This window comes from Ureibacillus yapensis (assembly GCF_003515775.1).
Taxonomy (GTDB): domain Bacteria; phylum Bacillota; class Bacilli; order Bacillales_A; family Planococcaceae; genus Ureibacillus; species Ureibacillus yapensis.
Genome location: NZ_QWEI01000001.1, coordinates 953,082 through 975,351 on the forward strand (window position 1 = coordinate 953,082; position 22,270 = coordinate 975,351).

24 protein-coding genes are annotated in these 22,270 nt (G+C 39.6%); 12 read left to right on the top strand and 12 right to left on the bottom strand.

Annotated features, from left to right (window positions below):
• Positions 1-132: 132 nt before the first annotated feature.
• Positions 133-948: an NAD-dependent epimerase/dehydratase family protein gene (locus D1B33_RS04485; protein WP_118875119.1), complete on the bottom strand. Its 816-nt coding sequence runs from the start codon at positions 946-948 to the stop codon at positions 133-135.
• Positions 949-1,103: 155 nt separating this feature from the next.
• Between D1B33_RS04485 and D1B33_RS04490 the strand changes: the two genes are divergently transcribed.
• From D1B33_RS04490 to D1B33_RS04500, 3 genes are all read left to right on the top strand, one after another.
• Positions 1,104-2,153 carry a PseG/SpsG family protein gene (locus D1B33_RS04490; protein WP_118875121.1) on the top strand — a complete coding sequence of 350 codons (1,050 nt, stop codon included), beginning with the start codon at positions 1,104-1,106 and terminating at the stop codon, positions 2,151-2,153.
• Positions 2,154-2,314: 161 nt separating this feature from the next.
• On the top strand, positions 2,315-2,503 hold the full coding sequence (locus D1B33_RS04495; protein ID WP_118875122.1) for an SE1832 family protein: 189 nt from the start codon (positions 2,315-2,317) through the stop codon (positions 2,501-2,503).
• 248 nt (positions 2,504-2,751) lie between these two features.
• Positions 2,752-4,320: an ABC-F family ATP-binding cassette domain-containing protein gene (locus D1B33_RS04500; protein WP_118875124.1), complete on the top strand. Its 1,569-nt coding sequence runs from the start codon at positions 2,752-2,754 to the stop codon at positions 4,318-4,320.
• A gap of 278 nt (positions 4,321-4,598) precedes the next feature.
• Here the strand turns inward: D1B33_RS04500 and D1B33_RS04505 are convergent, their stop codons facing one another.
• A complete protein-coding gene (locus tag D1B33_RS04505) occupies positions 4,599-5,579 on the bottom strand; it encodes a nuclease-related domain-containing protein (RefSeq protein WP_118875126.1) in 981 nt (326 codons plus the stop codon).
• Positions 5,580-5,901: 322 nt separating this feature from the next.
• Here D1B33_RS04505 and spx point away from each other — a divergent pair, with 322 nt between their 5' ends.
• Together spx and D1B33_RS04515 are read left to right on the top strand one after the other, a co-directional pair.
• On the top strand, positions 5,902-6,306 hold the full coding sequence (spx, locus tag D1B33_RS04510; protein WP_118875127.1) for a transcriptional regulator Spx: 405 nt from the start codon (positions 5,902-5,904) through the stop codon (positions 6,304-6,306).
• Between the two features lie 75 nt (positions 6,307-6,381).
• Positions 6,382-6,855, top strand: a complete 474-nt coding sequence (locus D1B33_RS04515) for a MarR family winged helix-turn-helix transcriptional regulator (protein ID WP_118875128.1) — start codon at positions 6,382-6,384, stop codon at positions 6,853-6,855.
• Between the two features lie 83 nt (positions 6,856-6,938).
• Here D1B33_RS04515 and D1B33_RS04520 read toward each other — a convergent pair whose 3' ends face one another.
• The 5 genes from D1B33_RS04520 to D1B33_RS04540 all read right to left on the bottom strand — a co-directional run bounded on the left by D1B33_RS04520 (position 6,939) and on the right by D1B33_RS04540 (position 10,853).
• A complete protein-coding gene (locus D1B33_RS04520; protein WP_118875129.1) occupies positions 6,939-7,589 on the bottom strand; it encodes an amino acid ABC transporter permease in 651 nt (216 codons plus the stop codon).
• A gap of 13 nt (positions 7,590-7,602) precedes the next feature.
• Complete coding sequence (locus tag D1B33_RS04525; RefSeq protein ID WP_118875130.1) at positions 7,603-8,256, bottom strand: amino acid ABC transporter permease; 654 nt, start codon at positions 8,254-8,256, stop codon at positions 7,603-7,605.
• 157 nt (positions 8,257-8,413) lie between these two features.
• A complete protein-coding gene (locus D1B33_RS04530) occupies positions 8,414-9,247 on the bottom strand; it encodes a transporter substrate-binding domain-containing protein (RefSeq protein ID WP_118875131.1) in 834 nt (277 codons plus the stop codon).
• Positions 9,248-9,279: 32 nt separating this feature from the next.
• On the bottom strand, positions 9,280-10,008 hold the full coding sequence (locus D1B33_RS04535) for an amino acid ABC transporter ATP-binding protein (protein WP_118875132.1): 729 nt from the start codon (positions 10,006-10,008) through the stop codon (positions 9,280-9,282).
• A gap of 299 nt (positions 10,009-10,307) precedes the next feature.
• A complete protein-coding gene (locus D1B33_RS04540; protein WP_118875133.1) occupies positions 10,308-10,853 on the bottom strand; it encodes an RNA polymerase sigma factor in 546 nt (181 codons plus the stop codon).
• Positions 10,854-11,167: 314 nt separating this feature from the next.
• Between D1B33_RS04540 and D1B33_RS04545 the strand changes: the two genes are divergently transcribed.
• Positions 11,168-12,550: a dipeptidase gene (locus tag D1B33_RS04545; protein WP_118875134.1), complete on the top strand. Its 1,383-nt coding sequence runs from the start codon at positions 11,168-11,170 to the stop codon at positions 12,548-12,550.
• Between the two features lie 187 nt (positions 12,551-12,737).
• Positions 12,738-12,992: a hypothetical protein gene (locus D1B33_RS04550; RefSeq protein ID WP_118875135.1), complete on the top strand. Its 255-nt coding sequence runs from the start codon at positions 12,738-12,740 to the stop codon at positions 12,990-12,992.
• A gap of 1,041 nt (positions 12,993-14,033) precedes the next feature.
• Here the strand turns inward: D1B33_RS04550 and cyoE are convergent.
• The 4 genes from cyoE to D1B33_RS04570 all read right to left on the bottom strand — a co-directional run bounded on the left by cyoE (position 14,034) and on the right by D1B33_RS04570 (position 18,879).
• Complete coding sequence (gene cyoE / locus D1B33_RS04555; protein WP_118875137.1) at positions 14,034-14,918, bottom strand: heme o synthase; 885 nt, start codon at positions 14,916-14,918, stop codon at positions 14,034-14,036.
• Between the two features lie 132 nt (positions 14,919-15,050).
• Positions 15,051-16,097, bottom strand: a complete 1,047-nt coding sequence (locus tag D1B33_RS04560; protein WP_147370376.1) for an AbrB family transcriptional regulator — start codon at positions 16,095-16,097, stop codon at positions 15,051-15,053.
• Positions 16,098-16,315: 218 nt separating this feature from the next.
• Positions 16,316-16,681, bottom strand: a complete 366-nt coding sequence (locus D1B33_RS04565) for a VOC family protein (RefSeq protein ID WP_118875139.1) — start codon at positions 16,679-16,681, stop codon at positions 16,316-16,318.
• Between the two features lie 113 nt (positions 16,682-16,794).
• Positions 16,795-18,879 carry a bifunctional diguanylate cyclase/phosphodiesterase gene (locus tag D1B33_RS04570; protein ID WP_118875140.1) on the bottom strand — a complete coding sequence of 695 codons (2,085 nt, stop codon included), beginning with the start codon at positions 18,877-18,879 and terminating at the stop codon, positions 16,795-16,797.
• Between the two features lie 354 nt (positions 18,880-19,233).
• On the opposite strand from D1B33_RS04570, the gene D1B33_RS04575 reads away from it, so the two are divergent.
• The 4 genes from D1B33_RS04575 (at position 19,234) to D1B33_RS18550 (ending at position 20,562) form a co-directional block, all read left to right on the top strand.
• Entirely contained in the window at positions 19,234-19,770 is a 537-nt protein-coding gene (locus D1B33_RS04575; RefSeq protein WP_118875141.1) for a GNAT family N-acetyltransferase, read from the top strand.
• A gap of 134 nt (positions 19,771-19,904) precedes the next feature.
• Entirely contained in the window at positions 19,905-20,087 is a 183-nt protein-coding gene (locus tag D1B33_RS04580) for a small acid-soluble spore protein H (protein WP_407656696.1), read from the top strand.
• A gap of 108 nt (positions 20,088-20,195) precedes the next feature.
• Complete coding sequence (locus D1B33_RS04585) at positions 20,196-20,402, top strand: hypothetical protein (protein ID WP_118875144.1); 207 nt, start codon at positions 20,196-20,198, stop codon at positions 20,400-20,402.
• A 19-nt stretch (positions 20,403-20,421) separates the two neighbouring features.
• Positions 20,422-20,562 carry a hypothetical protein gene (locus D1B33_RS18550; protein WP_199677343.1) on the top strand — a complete coding sequence of 47 codons (141 nt, stop codon included), beginning with the start codon at positions 20,422-20,424 and terminating at the stop codon, positions 20,560-20,562.
• A gap of 130 nt (positions 20,563-20,692) precedes the next feature.
• Here D1B33_RS18550 and D1B33_RS04590 read toward each other — a convergent pair whose 3' ends face one another.
• A complete protein-coding gene (locus tag D1B33_RS04590; RefSeq protein ID WP_118875225.1) occupies positions 20,693-21,160 on the bottom strand; it encodes a GNAT family N-acetyltransferase in 468 nt (155 codons plus the stop codon).
• 94 nt (positions 21,161-21,254) lie between these two features.
• Here D1B33_RS04590 and D1B33_RS04595 point away from each other — a divergent pair, with 94 nt between their 5' ends.
• Entirely contained in the window at positions 21,255-22,217 is a 963-nt protein-coding gene (locus D1B33_RS04595; RefSeq protein ID WP_118875146.1) for an NAD(P)-dependent alcohol dehydrogenase, read from the top strand.
• The last annotated feature ends 53 nt before the right edge of the window (positions 22,218-22,270 follow it).

Genomic DNA, 22,270 nt, shown 5'->3' on the forward strand with positions numbered 1-22,270 from the left:
GGCGTTCACAGCTGGACATTAGAAAAGCGGAGAAAAATTTTAATCCTTCAAGCAACCTCAACCTTTAGCAAAAATAAAAAAGCCTTCCGCTCTTTGTAGTATTTGCGAAAGACCTTCTTCCATTCCAAATTCTTATTTACTTTCTTGATTGACGCTAAAACTTTTTAATTTTTCCTTATTGAACACAACTTCTTCATCCAGAGGAATCAACTCTTCCGGTTTCAGCTTGTCCCAGTTGAATAGCTCTTCATCTTCACTCAACAGAGGATTCTCTTTTTTGGGTTCTGGCATTTTCAACCAATTCAGCTCTGCAGATTCATAGATGGCAACAGGAGATTTTTTGCCGAATAAAGCAATGACTTTCATTGCCAATGCAAGCTGGTCTGCTTCGATTGGGCGATATTTGTTCAGCGGGCCCACCAGCAATGGATTGAATATTGCCAAAGCCCACTCCCCCATCTTTTCTCCCAAACGGAACTCTTGTCTATCTCCAAGCAATAAGGATGGGCGCACGATGGATAACTGTGAAAGTTCCAGGGCAATTAATTCTTTCTCCAATTTCCCTTTCACTCGATTGTAATAGAAAGGCGATTTTTCATTCGACCCCATTGCCGTAATGATAATCGCGTGCATAATGCCGCTTTTTTTGGCCAAAGAAGCGATATGCAGAGGATATTCCACATCCACTTTTTCAAAAGCCTCCCGAGTGCCGGCTTTTTTTTGCGTTGTGCCCAAGCAGCAAAATAGTTCGTCGGCAAATTCAATATCGTTTTCTTCCAACTCATCAAATGAACGAACTTTTACTATGAGCTTTGGGTGGGCAAAAGCCAGGCTTCTCCGTGCAATGACGGTGACCGATATATATTCCTCGCTATCGCAAAGAAGCTTTACGAGATTCGAACCTACCAGCCCTGTACCTCCCACGATTAAGGCAGAACGCATTTTCATCTTTATCACCACATTTCGTTCATCTTTGTCTAACTTAGCGCATACATTGGAAAATCTAGCAATCTATTCATCAGTTGATTTCTATTGTTATTTTTACACATACTTTCTAATTTTTCACCATAATTTAATTTAGAGCCGGGAAGGGATGGGATTTTATGCAAAATGAACTAAGTCTATCATCATTAAAAAAGAAAATCGTTTTTATCGTCGAACATAATGCATTAAAAGGATATTATCCAATTGAACGTGTAGCAACCATCGCGAAACTCTTGCAAGAAGAAGAAAGTGTTACTATTTTTTTGAATCAAGATGGACAAGAAGCGATCGAGATTTTAACTGATGCCCAACTATCTCCAGTTTTGTTTAGCCATCACACAGAACTGACCAATCAACTTCGCAGTTTACAGCCTGATTTAATTGTCCAGGATGGCAGGGATACTTTGGTGGAGCATATTGAAAAGCTGCGCCCATACTGCAAAACGATCGTTCATTTCGATGATTTTGGGGAAGGTGCACAGTTGGCGGATTGCAATATCCTTTCCCTTTATGAAGAAATAAAAGAAAATAGCGCCCAAAATAATTTATCAGGCACCTTTGCTTTTGCTGTAAAGGAATCTCTAAAAACCATTGCAAAAGAACGCGTGTCAAACGAATTATCCCATCCTCCGCACATTGTGGTTGCTTATGAAGATGGAGACGAAAACAACTTAACGTTTCGAACGCTGCGCCATTTAACACAGCTGCAAATTCCTTTGCAAATTACAGTGGCCATCGACCGTGAATACAAACACTCCATTGAAGATCTGCAAATGATGGTCTTGAGCCGTCGAAATACAAAGCTTTTAAAAGATGACCAAGCCCTGGAAAAACTTTTGCCTGAAGCAGACATCGTGATATGCAATGCAAACTACACCCCTTACAAAGTGGCGACGGTTGGCATTCCCTGCATTACGGCTGCGCAAAATGAGCGCGAGTTGAACAATGCTTTTCCACGGGAGCACAATGGCTTTGTCCATCTCGGGCTGGGACGCAAAATGAAGCAATCCAACATACAGAACGCCGTAATGGAATTATTATTGCACGAAGCCAGACGTGAACGCGCCGTTCGCAAGCAATTTGAACTGGATCTTCAAAATAACAATGAAGTCATCAAATCGCTCCTGCTGGACTTTGCTTATGAACGCCATAACATGGTTCCGCTTTAACAATCACCTTTAAGCGACAGCAAGCATTTCGGACGAGTCGTATCGCTCGTTTGAAGTGCTTTTATTTTTCCCCACAGTACTATCATTATTAATGAAAAAACCTTCGTGCTTATGTTACAATGTTCATAAGTTTTGATGACGAATCATAAGGAGCGACTTTCATGGCTACTAAATCTGAGCTTGAACAACAAATTGCAGAGTTGAAAATGGATTATGTCAGACTTCAAGGCGATATCGAAAAGCTGGAAAGTACAGGCCATGCGGACTCTGTAGCAAAAGCTGAAGAAATCCTTTCCAACATGGAAAAACAACTTGCTGAACTGAACAAACAGCTCGCGGCATTGTCATAACCCCGCGAGTTTTTTTAATGGCTATAGAACTGAATTGAAATGAATTTCATTCAGCAAAAGTCACGACTACTATAATTGATTAGATAAATATGAAAAAGCAAATCTATTCCATAGGGTTCAAACTCATACTGAATGAAATTAAAGCCTCCGGCGGATGTCACAGATTTTTAAAGGAAGTTATCGAGCCAGCTCGATAAAATCTGGACGCAAATACGCCAAGGCGCATTTGATTAATTGGAGGATATAACATGGCAATATTAACAGTTGAAAACTTAGGTCATTCCTTTGGTGATCGCACACTCTTCAAGGATGTTTCATTCCGCCTTGTTGAAGGCGACCACATCGGATTGGTCGGTGCCAATGGTGTGGGTAAATCCACGTTAATGGGCATCATTACCGGGCAAACTATCCATGATACAGGTAAAGTGGAATGGCTGCCGGGCACACACTACGGATATTTGGACCAACATACCGTATTGACTGCCGGACGTACAATGCGCGACGCTTTGCGGGACGCTTTCCTTCCTCTTTATAAAAAAGAAGAAGAACTAAATGAAATTGCAAATAAAATGGGCGACGCGACACCAGAAGAGCTGGAAGAACTGCTCGAACAAATGGCGGAAGTACAGGATGCATTGGATGCCGGCGACTTCTATAGTCTGGATATTAAAATCGAGGAAGTCGCGCGCGGTCTTGGCTTGGATGCCATTGGACTCGAGCGGGATGTGGCTGCCCTATCCGGCGGTCAGCGCACAAAGGTTTTATTGGCCAAACTGTTGCTTGAAAAACCGAAAGTGCTATTGCTGGATGAGCCAACCAACTACCTGGACGAAGAGCATGTAACTTGGTTAAAAAACTATCTTAAAAACTATCCCCATGCGTTTTTATTGATCTCCCATGATACTGAGTTCATGAATGAAACGGTCGATGTGATTTTCCAACTTGAATTCTCTAAACTAACACGCTATACAGCTACTTACGAGAAATTCTTGGAACTTGCGGAAATTAACAAGCGCCAGCATATTGAGGCGTATGAGAAGCAACAAGAATTCATTAAGAAGCAAGAGGATTTCATTGCAAAAAATAAAGCGCGCTACTCAACGACAGGACGTGCCAAGTCACGTGCAAAACAGCTTGATCGTCTGGAACGCATTGACCGTCCAGAAACTGCCGTAAAACCGGAATTCAGTTTTAAAGAAGCAAGAACACCAAGCCGCTATGTTGTGGAAGCCGAAAATCTTGTCATTGGATATGATCAAGAAAAACCATTGCTCCCACCTCTGACATTTATGATTGAGCGCGGAGAAAAAATTGCGCTTGTCGGCATGAACGGTGTGGGTAAATCCACACTTCTCAAAACGATGCTCGGGAAAGTGAAGCCTCTTGATGGAAACGTCATCCTTGGCGACTATTTGGTACCTTCTTATTTTGAACAAGAAGTAAAAGCGGATAAAATCACGCCAATCGATGATGTGTGGAATGCCTTCCCATCTATGGAGCAAGCGCAGGTTCGTGCTGCTTTAGCCCGTGCCGGTCTGAAAACGGATCATATTACACGTCCGTTAAATTCGCTATCAGGGGGCGAGCAAGCGAAAGTGCGTCTATGCAAACTGATGATGAACGAAACAAACTGGTTAATCTTTGACGAACCAACAAACCACTTGGATGTGGATGCCAAAGCAGAATTGAAACGCGCCATGCAGGATTTCAAGGGCACTATTGTGTTGGTATCCCATGAGCCTGAATTCTATGAAGGATTGGCAACAAAAGTGTGGAATGTGCAGGACTGGTTTACTACAGGAAAAACAGATTTATAGAATGATGTACGGTTTAAGCTCTTCATCGAGGAGCTTAAACCGTTTTTTTGGTAAGATTCTGCTATTTTGCTAGTGGGTTGAAAAGTGAAGTTTGGCAGTTTGTTAGTTATGGTCAAAAAATGGGTGGTAGACTAGTAAATTTTTCTGAATTTGGTTGTGCCTGGGATTTTTGAAGAGGGTTACCCTGGTGCATTTCGGATTCTATGGGACACATTTTGAAACCTATGGGACACTTTTAGGATTCTATGGGACAGATTTAACATTCTATGAGACACTTTTTATTTTCTATGGGACATTTCAGAAATAGTTGATGGTATTAGGTAATTTTTATATCTCCGTTCCCCTTCACATTTCAGATCCAGGCTGTTAAGTATTCGATATGCAGTCTTTCTAGACTCAATCCCAAAAAACTCCCTAAATTCACCATTCGTCAGGCGCTCCCCCCACAGCAAACGATAATCGTTCAACGCTTCATAAAAGGCGCTTTCATCATTATTCCCACACCTACTGCAATGCCAACTTCCATATTTATAATGCATTTGCACTCCATGATTGCAACCGGGACACAATACTCCCCTCTTCAATCTTTGTGAATCAATCTTAGGCTGCCAGCTGCTGCCTAACCTCCGTTTCCTAATCAGTTCCTCGGCTATCGAATGCATCTCAGTATCTTCAATAATACGCTCTTTATATCTCGCAAATAATTTCCCCATTTTATACCTCAATCCGCTCACCTGAAACACAAGTACATCTCTCGCGTTGACTTCCCCGATGATTGAATAAGGATTCGCAAAGACTACTCCGGACACTACCGGAATGGCTATTCCTAGTTCCCGCAAGAACTCTCTCACAAATCCCCCATGCCTTCTTACTTGATCAACTGGATTAGTAAAGCCTTCCATCCTTCCATCAGCGCGAGTGCGTATACATTGATTGGTTTCATCATTTATATCAATGCGGCCGGCAATATTTTTTACTTCCATAACAAAAATAAAATAAGGACAAAGAAAGAGTGCATCTATTTGATGCGTAAAAGCGTCTTTATTTTCAAACCTCAAACCATTCAGCAATACAAAAGGACACTGTATTTGGAAGTCCAGCCATTCTCGGTCCAAACGTTGTTCTCCATAAAAACCGGCTTTTTCACGCTTCAGTTTTTCTTCGTACTGGCTATATAAGGGATCATCACCACATAATCTCCTCAAGATGCACTCAAGCAGCGGAATCGTATCGGGTTCGTTGCGTTTCCACTTTATCATCTACCCCCTCCTTGCCTGTATTTTACAAATCACTTCACTTTTTTACAAAATCTTAAATTCTATTTTTCAAATGATACAGAGATTTAAAAGAAATATTTCAAACTATCACCAAAAGAAGAAAAATGCAAATAAATGAAACTTTTATTTTTGAAATACGTATATATTTATAAGAAAACGGTTATTAATTAATTGTAAGCAGCTTACATAAGCATTTTGCAATTATAATTGACTTATAGATGTCTTACTGGTAAGATATTTATATAAACTAAAATAACTTATCAGTGGGCTAACAAACCTAAATTAAAAGAAAGTGGGAGATTTTATGACAGTTACAATTTACACACAATCTAGCTGTTCTTCTTCACGAAAAGCAATCAAATGGTTAAAAGCCAACAATATTCCTTTTACTGAAAAACGAATCACATCACAACCATTAACATTGGCTGAATTTAAGAATATTTTAAAAATGACTGAAGACGGAACAGATGAAATTATTGCAACAAACTCAAATGATTTCAAAAACTTGAACATTGATATTGATCAATTATCCATCCAGGATCTTTATAATTTAATTCAACAGCATCCTCGTATGTTGCGCAGTCCCATCATGCTTGATGAAAAGCGGATTCAAGTAGGCTATAACGAAATGGATATCCGCCGCTTCATTCCACGTAAAGTGCGTGCTTATGAATTAAATGCAATGCAACAACTTGCTGCTCAAGGCTGATCAAGCACCTTAACGAATTCTAGTTCGTAAAATGACATTATGCGATATGAATTAGGTAAGTGGAGCTGAAACATTATGGATAATCAAAGACATGAATCTCTTTCCTCCCTTTTTGAAGTCGCCTCTTCCATAGAGCGAAAATGGGCAAATGAGTGGAACCATCACAATACTCTCGGTTTTTCTAAGTCACATATTTTACTTTTGGACTTATTGGCCAAAGAAGGACCGAAACGCCCTTCCGCGATTGCCGAGCATCTAAAAGTAACGACCGGTGGCATTACGGTTTTAACCTCAAAGCTGATCAAAGGCGGTTTTGTAGAAAAGACGCAAAGCAATACGGATCGCCGCGCTTCGCAAATCGCCATCACACCGGAGGGGGAAAAGGTTTTAGAAGAATCCCGTGCACAGGTATCAGCAATCGTTCACACAATGTTCGGCATGCTTACGAACGACGAGATCAAGACGCTACATACTATCTTCGAAAAATGTCTAACGGCTGGAAACGGACAGAATAAGCTTATTGAGGAAGAACACCCTCTCCAAAAGTAAGATGCAATGAAAGAGCATCTTACTTTTTTTATTGCCTCCATTCGGAAAAATAAAAGAAACTACCCAAAAAGGTAGTCCCCCCATTAGCTTGTTTTCAATTCCAGCCTTCTTGCTACGATCGACAAGATATAATTCACGACAAAGTACATTAACGCTACTAAAATGAAAATCGGAATAATATTATTAATGCTTTGTGCATTAACCACCTGCGCGTTATGCATCAGTTCCGGGAGAGCAATCACGGTTGCCAGCGATGTATCCTTCAATAATGAAATAAATTGACTCACGATTGGCGGAACCATTTTTTTCACGCCTTGAGGCAGAACAATATGCCAAAGCGTCTGAATATATGACAAGCCTGACGACCGCCCTGCTTCAATTTGCCCTTTCGGTACGGAATTCAACCCACTTCTGATAATTTCCGCCAACATCGCCGATTCAAAAACGGTTAGTGCAATGATTGCCGACGCTACAACACTGAACTTAATTCCGATTTCCGGCAATGCAAAATATACGAAGAAAATAATCAAAAGCAGCGGCAAGTTTCGAATAATCTCGATGATACAAGCCGAAATCATGGAAATGACCGGGATCTTGGCATAACGCAGAATCCCCAGAATTCCCCCGATGATAAAACTCAACACAATGGAAATGGCCGCAACTTTGATTGTAATCCAAAAACCTTCCACTAAAAAACTTAAATTGTCAGGGCTATATGCTCCGATAAAATCCATTCACCTGACCCCCTTAATTGCTCTGTGCAAGTCTTTTTTCCAAACGGTTTACGCCCAAACTTAAAGGAAGCGTAATAATCAGGTAAAAGACTGCAACAAAAATATAAACATCAAAAGTTACGAAAGTTCTGGAAGAAATCAAATCCCCTTGATACATTAATTCACCCGCAGCAACAATCGTTAAAATGGATGAATTTTTTACTAGGTTGATAAATTGGTTTCCTAATGGCGGAATAACAATTTTGATGGCCTGGGGTAAAATGACATGCCACATCGCTTGCGTATAAGTAAGTCCCGATGACCTTGCCGCTTCCATTTGCCCCTTTGGTACGGATAAAATACCTGCACGGATCGCTTCTGCAATAAAGGCAGCTGTATAAATCATTAATGCCAATGTTCCGGCAACAAAACCGCTTAAACGGATCTCAAAAACAGGGAGCCCTGTGAAAATGAAAAACAAAATGATTAACAGCGGTATATTTCGTATAAATTCAACATAGATGGTCCCAATCCAATTCAATGGTTTAATAGGGGCAATTCGAAATATCGCCAAGATTGTTCCCAAAACAAAACTTCCAATAAGGGCTAGAAAACTTACATATAACGTATTTAAAAATCCTTCCAAAAACATATCGAAATTTTCAGAGAGAATCGTAAAATCAAGCATATTATCACTCCATTAACTAACCAAGATAGAAAAACTTTAGACTTTCAAATCCTTTCATGCCTCAATCAAACCATTCAATTTTATAAAACAAAACGGGCAGCTGCCCCCAAAAGGGAATCTTGTTACTGCCCGTCGACTTATCCGTTATCCTTAAAAATTAGAAGTTAAGCCATTTGTTGTACAGTTCATCGTACTTGCCGTTTTCTTTTAATTCAGCAAGTGCATCATTAATGGCTTGAACAAAATCATCGCTGCCTTTTTTCGCTGCGATACCATATGGCTCATCCGTAAATGTATCGCCCACCACTTCGAAGTTGCTATCTTCTGAAGCCATACCGAACAGGATGGCATTATCAGTTGTTAATGTATCCCCTTGGCCAGCTTTTAGTGCAGTGAATGCTTCTGCATAGTTTTCAAACTCCAATACTTGTGCTTCTGGTGCTTTTTCACGAATATTAATCGCAGACGTTGAACCTTTAACTGCCAATACTTTTGTATCTGCCGTAATATCTTCAATACTTTGGATTGGGCTGCCTTTTTTAACTAATAAAGCTTGACCTGCTTCAAAGTAAACGTCAGAAAAATCTACTTCTTGTTTACGTTCTTCAGTGATCGTCATTGTGGCAATGATTGCATCAATATCTCCATTATTCAACATCGGGATACGAGTTTTTGACGTAACTTCCTTGAATTCTACTTTAGATGCATCTCCTAAAATGATTTCTGTAATAGCCTTGGCCATATCAACGTCAAAACCTTCAATTTCCCCATTACTTGGGTTTTTAAGACCAAATAGTTTTGTATCGTTTTTCACACCCCAAACAATTTTATCGTTTGCCTTGATTGTTTCCAGTGTGGAACCGCCTTCAGATGAGCCAGTTTCCTCTTTGTTCTCCTCTTTGCTCTCTTCTTCGCCTCCGCAAGCAGCTAAAGCAAAAACAGAAAGAATAACTAGAAACATAAAAGTAAATAGTTTTTTGCTTTTGAACATGTAAACTCCCCCTAAACTTATATAGTAATTTATTAATGATTCAAAATCCGGCTGAGGAATAATCGAGCGCGTTCGTCTTTTGGTTGATTATAAAACTCAGTCGGATCTGCATCCTCCAGGATTTGCCCTTTATCAATAAAGATGATGCGGTCTGCCACTTCACGAGCGAAGCCCATTTCATGGGTAACCACGACCATCGTCATTCCTTCAAGGGCAAGAGCCTTCATAACATCAAGCACCTCCCCAATCATCTCGGGGTCAAGTGCAGATGTCGGTTCATCAAACAGCATAATTTGCGGATTCATGGCAAGCCCTCTGGCAATCGCCACACGCTGCTGTTGTCCACCGGAAAGCTGGCTTGGGTAAGCATCGGCTTTCTCCAGAATCCCTACTTTCTCCAAATAATACAAAGCCGTCTTTTTAGCTTCTTCTTTGGATTTTTTCAGCACTTTAACAGGAGCCAGCATAATATTTTCCAGCACTGTTTTGTTTGGGTATAGATTAAAATGCTGGAAGACCATTCCCACATTTTTTCTAAATTCATTAATGTTCACTTTCTTATCGGATAAGACGACCCCATTCACTTCCAATCGCCCTTCGGATATTGTTTCTAATTGGTTCATGCAGCGAAGCAATGTACTTTTTCCTGATCCGGATGGACCAATAATAACCACTACTTCCCCTTTATTGATTTCAAGATTAATATTGTTTAGAACATGGAAATCCCCAAAATGTTTATGAACATTTTCAAATTTGATCATTTACAAACCCCCTGCTTATCAAGTAATTCCTCACTTGGCGCCAATTGAATTGTTTATCCTAAAGGCAATGAAACTTTAACAATAACAAACTATTAATATTTTAAAAATAAATTATTTTCTGAATATAGTTTCTATTATAAAAATACTGTCGAGATAAATCATTGCCTTTTTTAGATTAATTTTTTCTAATTTATCTAAATTATACATATATTTTACTTATAACCCATAAAATACCTATAAACCATATAAAAAAACAGGAAACTTTTAATTAAAAGCTTCCTGCTCTTCACTCATTTATTTTAGGCTAGCACTACATCCTCCAACGCTGTGTCGGCCATCAGGATTTCCTTTAGCCGCGCTTTGGCACGGAACAAACGCGACTTAACGGTACCGATTGATACCTTCATCAAAGTCGAGATTTCGGCTAATGAATATTGATCAACATAGAAGTACCATAACGTTTTCTGATAAATGCCGTCCAACTCTTGCATTTTTTCTTGGACGATTTTTGTAACAGCCACTTTTTCTACTTGTTCTTCGGTAGAAATCTCGTTATTGGGAACCAAATCCAAGATCGGTACGTCTAATGTTTCAGGTTGACTCATCATATATTTGCTTCTTCTCACATTTTTGCGATAGCGGTCGCGGAATGTATTCATGGTAATTGTGGTAAGCCATGCTTTTATATGGTCAACCTTCTCTACTTGTTCTTGGTTGCGGATGACTTTTACCCAAACTTCCTGCATTAGGTCTTCCGCTTCTGCTTTATTGCGTGTCAATTTTAAACATAAATGATATATGTAACGATTAAATTCTTCATAAATTCCATTTAAACAGTTAGTCATTTCTTTATTATCCTCCAATATAGAACTTGCTTCTAACATCATTTTCCCAAATAATTGTATTACACTCTATCGGATTTGCTTTCAATTACATTACATTCATGTAATCTTCGGGCTTACTCCTTGTAATTTTCGTAAAAGCTTTAACCCTAACAAAAGGTTTTAAGCTAAATTGCTTGCTCTAACTCAACCCCATTACCCCTTTTCCTAGAAGGTAAAACATAAAATTTGGATAAAAGCTCACCATCTGTACCATATGCTGCAATGTGTTATACTATTTCTGCCATCCGAAAATTTTTGAAATGAGGGATTTTACAATGAGTGATTTGCAGGCTTTAGATGCTTATTTCAAGGAAAATCGACAAAAACACTTAGAGGAATTAAATGAGTTTCTACGGATTCCAAGCATCAGTTCCCTTTCCGAACACAAACCAGACATGCAAACGGCTGCCAATTGGCTGGCCGACCAACTTAGAAAATTAAACATCGAAAATGTAAGCGTTGACCCAACTGCCGGCCATCCTGTGGTGTACGGCGAATGGCTCCACGACGAAAGCAAACCGACCATCCTTTTCTACGGCCATTATGATGTACAGCCTGTTGATCCCCTTCATCTATGGGAATCTGAACCTTTCAACCCTGTAATTCGCGACAACAAATTGTATGCTCGCGGAGCTTCCGATGACAAAGGCCAAGTTTTCATGCATTTAAAAATGATTGAAGCATTTCTTGAAACAACTGGTTCCCTTCCGGTTAACGTGAAATTCATTTACGAAGGCGAAGAAGAGATTGGCAGCCCCAACTTGCCGGCCTATGTGGAAGAAAATAAAGAAAAGCTATCTTCGGATTTTATTTTAATTTCCGATACAGGGCTATATGGTCCCGGAAAACCGGCTGTATGCTACGGGTTGCGTGGATTGACGGGTGTGCAGATTGATGTACGCGGTGCAAAAGGGGATCTTCACTCCGGTCTTTATGGCGGAGGCGTGCAAAACGCCATCCATGCACTAGCCGAGATTCTAGCTTCTTTCCGCGATGAACACGGAACGATTCAAGTAGAGGGCTTTTATGATAAAGTACGTCCCTTGTCAGAAGAAGAACGTCAAGCTTACCGCGATTTAAACTTTGATGAAGAAGCATTGAAGGAAGAAGTTGGCGTAAACGAATTATTCGGGGAAGAAGGCTATTCTTACTTGGAACAAACTTGGGCTCGCCCAACGCTTGAAGTAAATGGAGTATTCGGAGGATTCGCAGGTGAAGGAATCAAAACCGTGCTTCCTGCTGAAGCGGGTGCTAAAATTACTTGCCGTTTGGTTCCAGACCAGGATCCAAATGAAATCGTACAATTGCTGAAAGCCCATATCGAAAAACATAAACCAAAAGGCGTGGAAGTGACGGTTTCCGAGTTCGATAAAGGCGCTCCTTATCTAACACCATTCGACCATCCGTTAATTCAAGCAGCCGGACGCTCCTATGAACGCATTTACAATGTGCCTACTGCATTTACGCGCGGCGGTGGCTCGATTCCAATTGTGGCGGCTTTTGATGAAATTTTATCGGTACCGGTTGTATTGATGGGATTCGGCTTAAATAGCGAAAACTTCCATGCGCCTAATGAACATTTCCATCTCGAAAACTTCGATAAAGGATTGCGCGTTCTTGGCGATTATTTAAACGAAGTGTCCACTTTAAAATTTTAATAAATCATCTAAAGAGACCTGGAGAATAAATTTCCGGGTCTCTTTTTTGGCGAGATTTAGCAAAAAATATACTTATCGTAAGTTAAAAGTATGAATTTTTGACATTGAAAAGGAATTTTTGAAATATTTATGGAATTTTTAAAAATATACGAAATTTAACGAATAATTTTAATAAGGAGTGTGAGGTATGGAGAATAAATGGAGTTTAGTCCTATTGATGCAGCCAGTAGCAGGATTATTATTAATATTAATCGCGATTTACACGTTTGTTGTGGGAAGTCCACACCTTCTTCCTTGGGCGTTTATGTTCATGGGTCCCCTCTTTTTTGCAATGGGACAATATGAATTGAACAGACCGAGCAAAAAGAATTCCAGTGCTTTCTACTTCTCTTTGTCTACTATTTCATTGCTTTTCGGTCTTTATTCATTTACTGCATTTTAACCGAAATAACATCATATCAAATGGAGCCGATGATTTGCTTTTCATCATCGGTTTTTTTGCTTCATTGCTAAATAACCACACGGCTAGCGTGGGGTTTACTTGTTTTTATGTTATATGATACTTCCCTACCCTTATTTTGATTATTGTAAACCTTGGAAGCAGAAAAAACCCTCATGCCACTGGAAGCATGAAATTTTAGCTATTTCTATTGTTTATTGCTTTAAATAAAATTTGTTCTTCTTTATTTTTGCGCCTGCCGCTTCGCTTTCGGCGCAGAAAAAACCCCTGCGCCACTGGAAGCGCAGGGGTTTTTTGACTGACCTTTAAAAGCATTTTTTTATATATAAACATAGGGGAGGTTATATATCTTGTCGAACAAGCTTTTACAAGGATCATATGAGCTTAACTTATCAGTTTACTAAAGAGCGATTATCATTAAGGTTTTTGTTGAACTCTTAATGACATAATCATCATATCATCCTCAAAAGTTATTGCATATATAATATTATGTTATGTCACATTTTTATCATATTTTTGTTCACAATTTAGAAATAATTTGTTATATAACAACATTTAAAATATTTTAAATTCTAGTTAAAAGATTATACTTTAAGCATTTCAATTTGTTATGTTTTAGAATATCTGATATGCAACAACATTCTATTTCGGCTGGCTGGTTGGTAATTTTCTACCAGAATATAATATTAATTGTATAACGTAATATAATTTTTAGAGAGTCTTTCTTTTTTCCGTTTTCCCGGAAACTCACTTTAAATTAGAGTTTTTTTACGCTCCTATTAAACTGTTTATCCGCGTCCAACCTTGATTTTGGCGTATAGACACATTCTATTCGACCGTTTTACTAAAACCCTTCTTCATTCGGGCGTTTTGAAGATTCCTATTCCCCCGTTTTACTAAAAACTCTTTCCAAAAAGGCATTTAGACGCTTTGTGTTCATTAACTACATCCAACCCAATTTCCAACCCGCAACTCCCCACCCAAATAAAAAAAGCGCCCCACTTGGGACACTTTTTTTATTCGTTATTGAAGAATCATACCTACACTCGCATAGATGATGACTGTTGCAAATACGGCCATCATATATATCAGTGAATACGCAAACATTTTATTTGCCCATTTTGTTTCATCCATTTGGCGATATCCGACAATGCTGATCCACAGCCAAATGCCGCCCAAGATGAGCGAACTTAGCGTTAAGCCCCAGCTTAGCGGAACAAACAAGAAGCTTGTCAGCATCATGATGACCAGGTAAATATTCGTTTGCAGATACGTTCTTCTCATGCTTTTTTTTACCGGAAGCATCGGGATATTGGCAGCCGCGTAGTCATCTTTTTTCCGGATGGCAATGGCATAAAAATGCGGCATTTGCCAAATAACCATGATGATGAACAGCGCCCAAGCAGCCGGGTACCAAATATCCGGAGCGACTGCTGCCCATCCGATCAACGGCGGCATTGCACCGGAGATGCTCCCTACTTCCGTGTTCCAGATTGTTCTTCTTTTTGTCCACATTGTATAGGGGACAACATAGAAAAAGACGCCTAAAAAGCCAAGAAACGCGGCTAATGGTGTTGTTAATGATAAGATTGCCAACCCAGCAATCAATAGAATGATTCCGACAATCAATACCGTACGGAGACTCAGTTCCTCCGTTACGGTAGGTCTAGATTTGGTACGTGGCATAATGGCATCAATGTCACGGTCATATAAGTTATTAAAAATACCGGAAGCACCGATAATCAAGGCAGAACCTACAACAGCAAACACGATATGTGGTATATGGTCGATAAAATTTAAATTATACGTATATAAAGCAAGCATCAGAGCAGCAAACATCGGTATTAAATTAGATTTAATAATCCCTGTCTTGACTGTCCTAGCCCAGAGATCAATATAGTTTCGCATACTTGTCTTTTCCCCTCGTTTTTCGGCTCCTTTACGGAAGCACTATATTCTATCATACCACTTCATGAGGGCTTTCAACAATCCACTATTATGAAAAATCAATGACATCCAGCAAAATTTTGATAGATTCATTTAGTTGCTTTGCTTGCGGTCAATATAGGCACACGCCATTTTTAACAAAGGCAATATTATCAAAAAAACAAAAAGCAAGCGGAAGATTTGAAACACGGTCACAACCGACACATCCGCCCCAATAGCAGTGGCAAGCAGACTCATTTGATCCAGCCCGCCTGCCGCTGTGCTTAAAAAACTTGTACTCATTGAGTAATCGAAAAAGTAGACCAAAAAATAAGCTTGGCCAAAAGTAGCCAATAGCAAGAACAAGGCGCTTCCAATACCGAATAGAACCACCTTTTTCCCCAATCGAATCATTTTAGGCTTCAGCAACAATCCGATATATGCCCCCAACAGCAATTGTGAAACATGCAATAATATGGATGGGATATGAGGAGTATCGATACCAGCGAAAGTTGAAAAGATTATTAAAAGAACGGGTGTTAAAAAGTATGGAACAGGCACCTTTATTTTCTTGCCAATCCACACACTTGCTCCAGCCACCAAGAACAGCAAAAGAAGCGGAAGCAAATCAGCTGCATTCAAACTATCTTCCATTCTGATCGGGTTTTCATGAGCAGATAAAATAAACGGAATCAACATAACAATGCAAATGACCCGCACCACATGAAAATAGGCAACAGCTGCCAGGTCAATATCTTTTTCCTCTTCCGCAAACACGACAATTTGGCTTAACCCGCCCGGAACCGTACAAGTTAATGCCGTCTTTAACGATAGATCGCTCATTTTATAGAGACCCCATGCCATCAGAACACTAACCATGACGATGCTGATATTAATAAGCAACATCACGAAAATGAGCCAACCCAACCCTGCAAAAACATCCAATTGAAAAGTTTGCCCGATTGAAACCCCTATTACCACAAGCCCTGCATTCCGCAATTGGACGGGCATTACAAGTTCATGCTTGATAAAAAATTGGCCGATTAACAAAGCAAATAATGGTCCAAGCATCCATGGCACAGGAAGATGAAGCATCTCAAACAAGACGGCTCCTATTATGCTAATCACTATAACGGGAATAATTGATTTAATTTTGTGCAATATGTAACCCTCGATTCTGTCGAATGACCTGTAAATCTCTGCACCTTGGCGTATAAACCTGAGCTTTACTTTCGGCACAAGAAAAAATTATGTATTCCCATTATATAGAAAAAAGCTGCTTCTATAAATATTTCTCCTTTCACCAATATACCTAAAGCTTCTCTTTCAACAGAAGAGAGCCGATTTCCCATTAGAAACCGGCTCCTGAATCTTTAGTTTTATTTCTGGTAATTTAAAATCCACCCTATGCCAAACTGGTCAACTAAATTGGCATGCAAGGCTCCCCAAGTTGTTTCCTGAAGCTCTACCATCACGTTTCCGGATACGCTTAAATCGTTATAGACACGCGTGATCTCCTCTTCACTTTCACACTCCAAACTTACACGGATCTGGTCGCCTTGCTCCGTTTTGCCAAATGTGTCCGAAAAGTAGATGCTGCTGTTTCCAACAACCAGCTCTGCATGCAAACACTTCCCATCCTCTGTTTGCTGCATATTTTTTAGCTCACCGTTTAAAATATTTCGATAGTATTCCACAATCTCAATACAGTTTTCAATAAAGATATAGGGACTGGCACTTTTCAAGCGAATACCTCCAAGCTTTTTCTCATTGCACTATTACTATCTCCATAAAATGAAAGAAGAAACATCTCTGTAAAAAAGACGTTTTAGAATAAACCCAAAACGCCTTTTCCCAATTATTGAACTTGTAGAATCTTTTCGAAATCGTCTTTCTTTAGCGGTTTGCTGTAGAAATAACCTTGCGCGAGTTTGCAGCCATTTTTGACTAGCAAGTTTGCCTGCTCTTCCATTTCGACCCCTTCTGCAATTACATTCAGGCCGACACTGTTGGCGATATTCACGATGGCCATAATAATCGCATTGCTTTCTTCATTTGTGTGAAGATCTCTTACAAAAGACTGGTCGATTTTTAATGTATTAATAGGAAGATTTTTAATATAGCTCAAGGAACTATATCCTGTCCCAAAATCATCTACCGAAACTTGTATTCCAAGTTTTTGGATTTCTTCCAAGATGGAAACCGTATTCCTTACATCTGCAAAAATACTTTCCGTTACTTCCAATTCAAGAGACATTGGACTTAGGCTTGTTTCTTCTAAAATCCGTTTTACTTTTTCTATAAAATCAGGGTCTTCCAGCTGTCGAACCGAGACATTCACTGACACGACGAAATCCGGAAACCCTTCATTTTGCCATGCTTTTACTTGGCGGCAGCTTTCTCGTAAGATCCATTCCCCCATCGGCACGATCAAACCTGTTTCTTCGGCCAAGGAGATGAATTTTCCCGGTGGAATCGTTCCCAAATCATGGTGATGCCATCTTACCAAACTTTCGGCTCCAATGATTTTATTGGTTTCGATATTGATTTTGGGTTGAAACTCCAAAAAGAACTGCTCTTCTTTTAACGCGCTTCTTAAAGCACTTTCCAATAATCTGCGTTCCAATGACTGGTTTTCAATTGTTTGATCAAACACTTGGTAGTTGTTTTTGGTCCCGCTTTTGACGATCGATAAAGCAGAATCCGCATTTCTTATTAATTCCTCCGGCGATTGGCCGTGGACTGGATAGTGCGCCACTCCAATACTGCACGAAACAATAAAATCGTTTCCATTGACCGTAATCGGTGAGTTGAACTTTGATAAAATCCTTTGGACGATCATAACCGTTTCTTCTTGCTCAACATCTTTCAACAAGATGATAAACTCATCGCCGCCCATTCGGGCAACCATGTCTGTCGGGCGGATGGATTCTTTAATATTGGATGCAGCTTGTTGAATGACGAGATCCCCATTATCATGCCCAATTTGTTCATTGATCGACTTAAAGTTATCCAAATCAATCATCAAGATGGACATCTTTTCTTTTGATTTTTTTCGCTCCATCAGGTCATTTCGAAGTTGGCTCATAAAAGAACGGCGATTCGGAAAATTCGTTAACGCATCATGGTAAGCAAGATGGAAAATTCTCTTTTCCGTTTCTTTTCGGCCTGTAATATCTTTCATGACGATGAGCACTTGATCACTGGAGTCCTTGTCATTATCCAGATGACTGATGGATGCTTCTACAATGATATACTCGCCATTCGAGCATTTTAAACGGAATTCCCTTTCGAAATTGCATTTCTTCTTTTTTAAGAACGCTTTTAACTTTTTGGCAAAAGCACCTCGTTCATCAAAATGGACCAAGTCAAACAAATTACTTGTTTCCAACGTAGCCAAATCGTAGTTCAATATGTTCTTAAAAGACGGTGAAACATAATTAAATCGTCCATCCGGTTCAATCAACGCAATCAGGTTCACCGAATTTTCGGCAATTAACCGATATTTTTCATTGCTTTGGATTACTTCTTCCTCGAGTAATTTCTCTTTCGTAATATCCGATCTGATTGAAATATATTGCTCCGGTTTTCCCTTTTCATTTAAAAATGGCACAATTGTGGCCTGTACCCAGTAGAAAGAGCCATTCTTTTTCTTATTCCGGATTTCGCCGCGCCAAATTTCTCCTGAGCCAATTGTTTTATACATATTTTTAAAAAATTCTTTTGAATGATAGCCTGAATTTAGAATGCGGTGATTTTGGCCAATCAGTTCTTCTCGGCTATATTGAGCGGTCTCACAGAATAAGTCATTTACGAATAATATTTCGCCCTGCGGATTCGTAATTGCCACGATGGCCGACTTATCCAACGCATAATCTATTTTAAGAAGAGCATCTATCCGCTCCTGCATTTCTACTTGTTGTTGTTTTTCAAAACGATTCATACGCTTTCTCCTTTAGTAAATACTGAGCATTTGAAGCTTCCTCCCATATTTACATAACCTTTACATATCATTATTTTACCAAAGAATATAGTGGAAACGTGAAAGTAGTTTTAAAGAATTATATTTTCTATTTTAAATGTCAGAAAAATGTAACAGTTCAGGAAATTATTTTCCATTTTTTTCTTAATAATGAAAAGATTATAGACAAAATGCTCTTTAATAGTCTTTTCTAAGTAAAAATAACTAAATAAATCATCATTCACAAGGGTACAAGCATACTATAAACCAACTATCAAAGATTGCAATAGAGTGCGAGAGTGTAATAGAAATCAACCATGGTTAGGAGGAGATGATATGTTGTCAAATTTAACTGGCAGGAAGATACTGTTGAGAGAAATGAAGGAAGCCGATTGGGTGGATGTTCATAAATATGCTTCCCTCTCCGCAGTTTGCGAATACCAGCCTTGGGGACCGAATTCCGAGGAGGACTCATGGGAATTCGTTCAACAAGTTCTAGCGGATGCTAAAGAATATCCCAGGTCACGCTATGTTTTCGCAATGATTGCAGAAGAAAAACTGATTGGTTCCGGGGAAATTGCCATTCGTGATTTTATTGATCGGAAAGGCGAAATCGGTTATATCGTCCATCCGGATTATTGGGGATTGGGATATGCAACCGAGATGGCGAAGCTGTTAATCGACTTTGGTTTTTCCCAATTAAATCTTCATCGAATTTCTGCCACATGTGACCCGCGCAATATCGGTTCGGTAAGGGTTCTGGAAAAGGCCGGCATGGCGAGGGAAGGTACAATTCGCGATGATTTCCTGCTTCATAATGGTTGGCGGGATTCCTATATCTATGGCGTGCTGGAGCAGGAATGGAGGAAATAGCGTTGCTTCCAGTCAACGAAAAGCATCATTGAGCTGGCTTTTTTTGCAACATTTATCACCTTTTTTCAAGAGTATTTTTGCCTTTCCTGTTCATAATGAAAGAGTAGTGCAAAATATCACTTTAGGAGGATGCCATGATGAATGCGCAAAGAGCTCAAGAAATTTCAGAATCACCAGTGATTGCCAAAGTTATGTATAACGGTGAAAGAGTGTATATCCAGCATGTAGACGCGAATCAAGCAACAGCAAGAATTTATCCATTGGATGATCCCCAAAAAGAACAAGAAGTGCCCTTGTCGAGCTTAGTGGAACAGTAATTACGGCCTCACTTTACTTTTAACAGACAAGAAATGTTCTATACATGAAAATCTTCTTGAGAATAAATCTCCTGATGCTGAGCAAATTAGTATCTAGGAGGTGAACTCATGGGGAATAAAAACAGCAAAGAAACATTGAACGTTAGAAACCATAACCCTTTCGAAACATACAAGCACCTGCACACCAACACAACGAGCCATCGGGACAATCCCGAGGACAACACTGCTGAAATCGCAGAAGAGTTTGACTCAAAAGTGAAAAATAAAAATAACGCAACAAACCACGATAAAAACCAGAAATCAAATAAAAGATAAGATAACGGAGGAATGCACAATGGCTAAAAATAATAACAACAAAAAACAAAAACAACAAAACAACAATCTGAACAACAATCAAGAAATCGCGCAAGAGCTGGATATCCAAGTAATCAAAAATAATAACAACAAGCAACAAAAAAGCAAAAAAAATAAATAACGGTTGCAAAATGCATCAAAAGCAGGTTGATATGCTTTTGGTGCATTATCTTGTTATAGGGAATAACCAAAATTACTTCCTTACCAAAATCAGGCTTTTTAATCCCTCATGCCGAAAGCGAGCTTTCATACTATAAACTGCAGCTCATAATGATCAATTCACCTTTTTTCCCCATTCTGCGCTCTCCATGGTCAATAAAGCCACATTTCACATAAAGTTTCTGGGCCACATCATTTTCTTTATTCACGGCCAATACGATTTCATCAATTTCCTTAAAATGCTCTTTGATAAATGACGGCAACAGTTTTAACACTTCCTTTGCATAGCCTTTTCCCCGGTAGCGGTTATCTGTTGAGAATGCCCTTAATAAAATGGCGCTAGGATTATCGGCGAAAGGTTTGACGCCCTCATTCTTATGCAAGTTAAAATAGGTCACCAAATTCCCTTCCTGTATGGCTAAAATTGCATATCGATCCGAGTCCAATTCCGTCAGCCTATTGCTTTCGATTGGTGCGCCGGTAAACTTTAACTGTTGTTCAGTAATTTGATATTGTTCGATCAAATCATGATAACTTCTATCATAAAAAACTAATTGCAAGCCACTCCACTCCCAAAATAATTTAGCAAGCTGTGTTGAATGTCTTATTTTTTGAATATCTTCTACTATAAATAGTAATAGTTGGAGGGGAAAAATGGAAGTTGTTGTATCCAAAAAGTATGGTTCACCCGATGTGCTTCAGTTAGAGGAAGTTGAGAAGCCGATGCCAAAGGATTATGAAGTGTTAGTGAAAGTACATGCTGCATCCTTGAATTATGGCAACCTGGTTTTGCTGTCAGGAAAGCCCTATTTGGCTCGGTTGGCATTTGGGCTGTTTAAGCCAAAATATGCGGTTCCCGGGGGCGATATTTCAGGAACGGTAGAGGCGGTCGGTAAAAATGTGGCCTTGTTTCAACCGGGTGATGAAGTATTCGGCGACCTTTCCAGTTATGGCTGGGGCGGTTTTGCAGAATATGTTTCCGTTACGGAAAAAGCACTCGCACACAAGCCCGCAAACCTTACATTTGAAGAAGCGGCAGCAGTTCCCATGGCAGCTGTCACTGCTTTACAAGCATTACATAAAGGCAATATTCAACCCGATCAAAAAGTGCTGCTTCATGGCGCTTCAGGAGGAGTGGGCACCTTCGCACTTCAAATCGCAAAAGCCTACCGCACGCACGTGACGGCTGTCTGCAGTACAAGAAATATTGAAATCGCACAATCACTGGGTGCTGATGTTGTCATCGACTATTCCAAGGAGGATATAAATAACTTAGAAGACCGCTTTGATCTTATCCTTGCCGTGAATGGATACCAGCCCATCTCAACTTACCACCGATTATTAAAACAGAGTGGATCCTACGTAATGATTGGCGGTTCCGAAGCGCAAATGTACCAAGCCATTTTCATGGGTCCCTTTTATTCAAGGAAAGGCAAAAAGCTGAGCAACATTCTGCAAAGAGCCAATCAAGAAGACTTGATTTTTATAAAAGAGCTTATTGAAGCAAACAAAGTAAAGCCTATCATTGACCGTACTTTTAAATTAAGCAATATTCGCGAAGCATTTAAATATTTTGAGCAAGGCCATGCTCAGGGGAAAATCGTGATTACCATTTAACCCACTCTCCTCCACTTCTCCGTGTGCAAAGAAAAACAAGCTGTCCCATATTG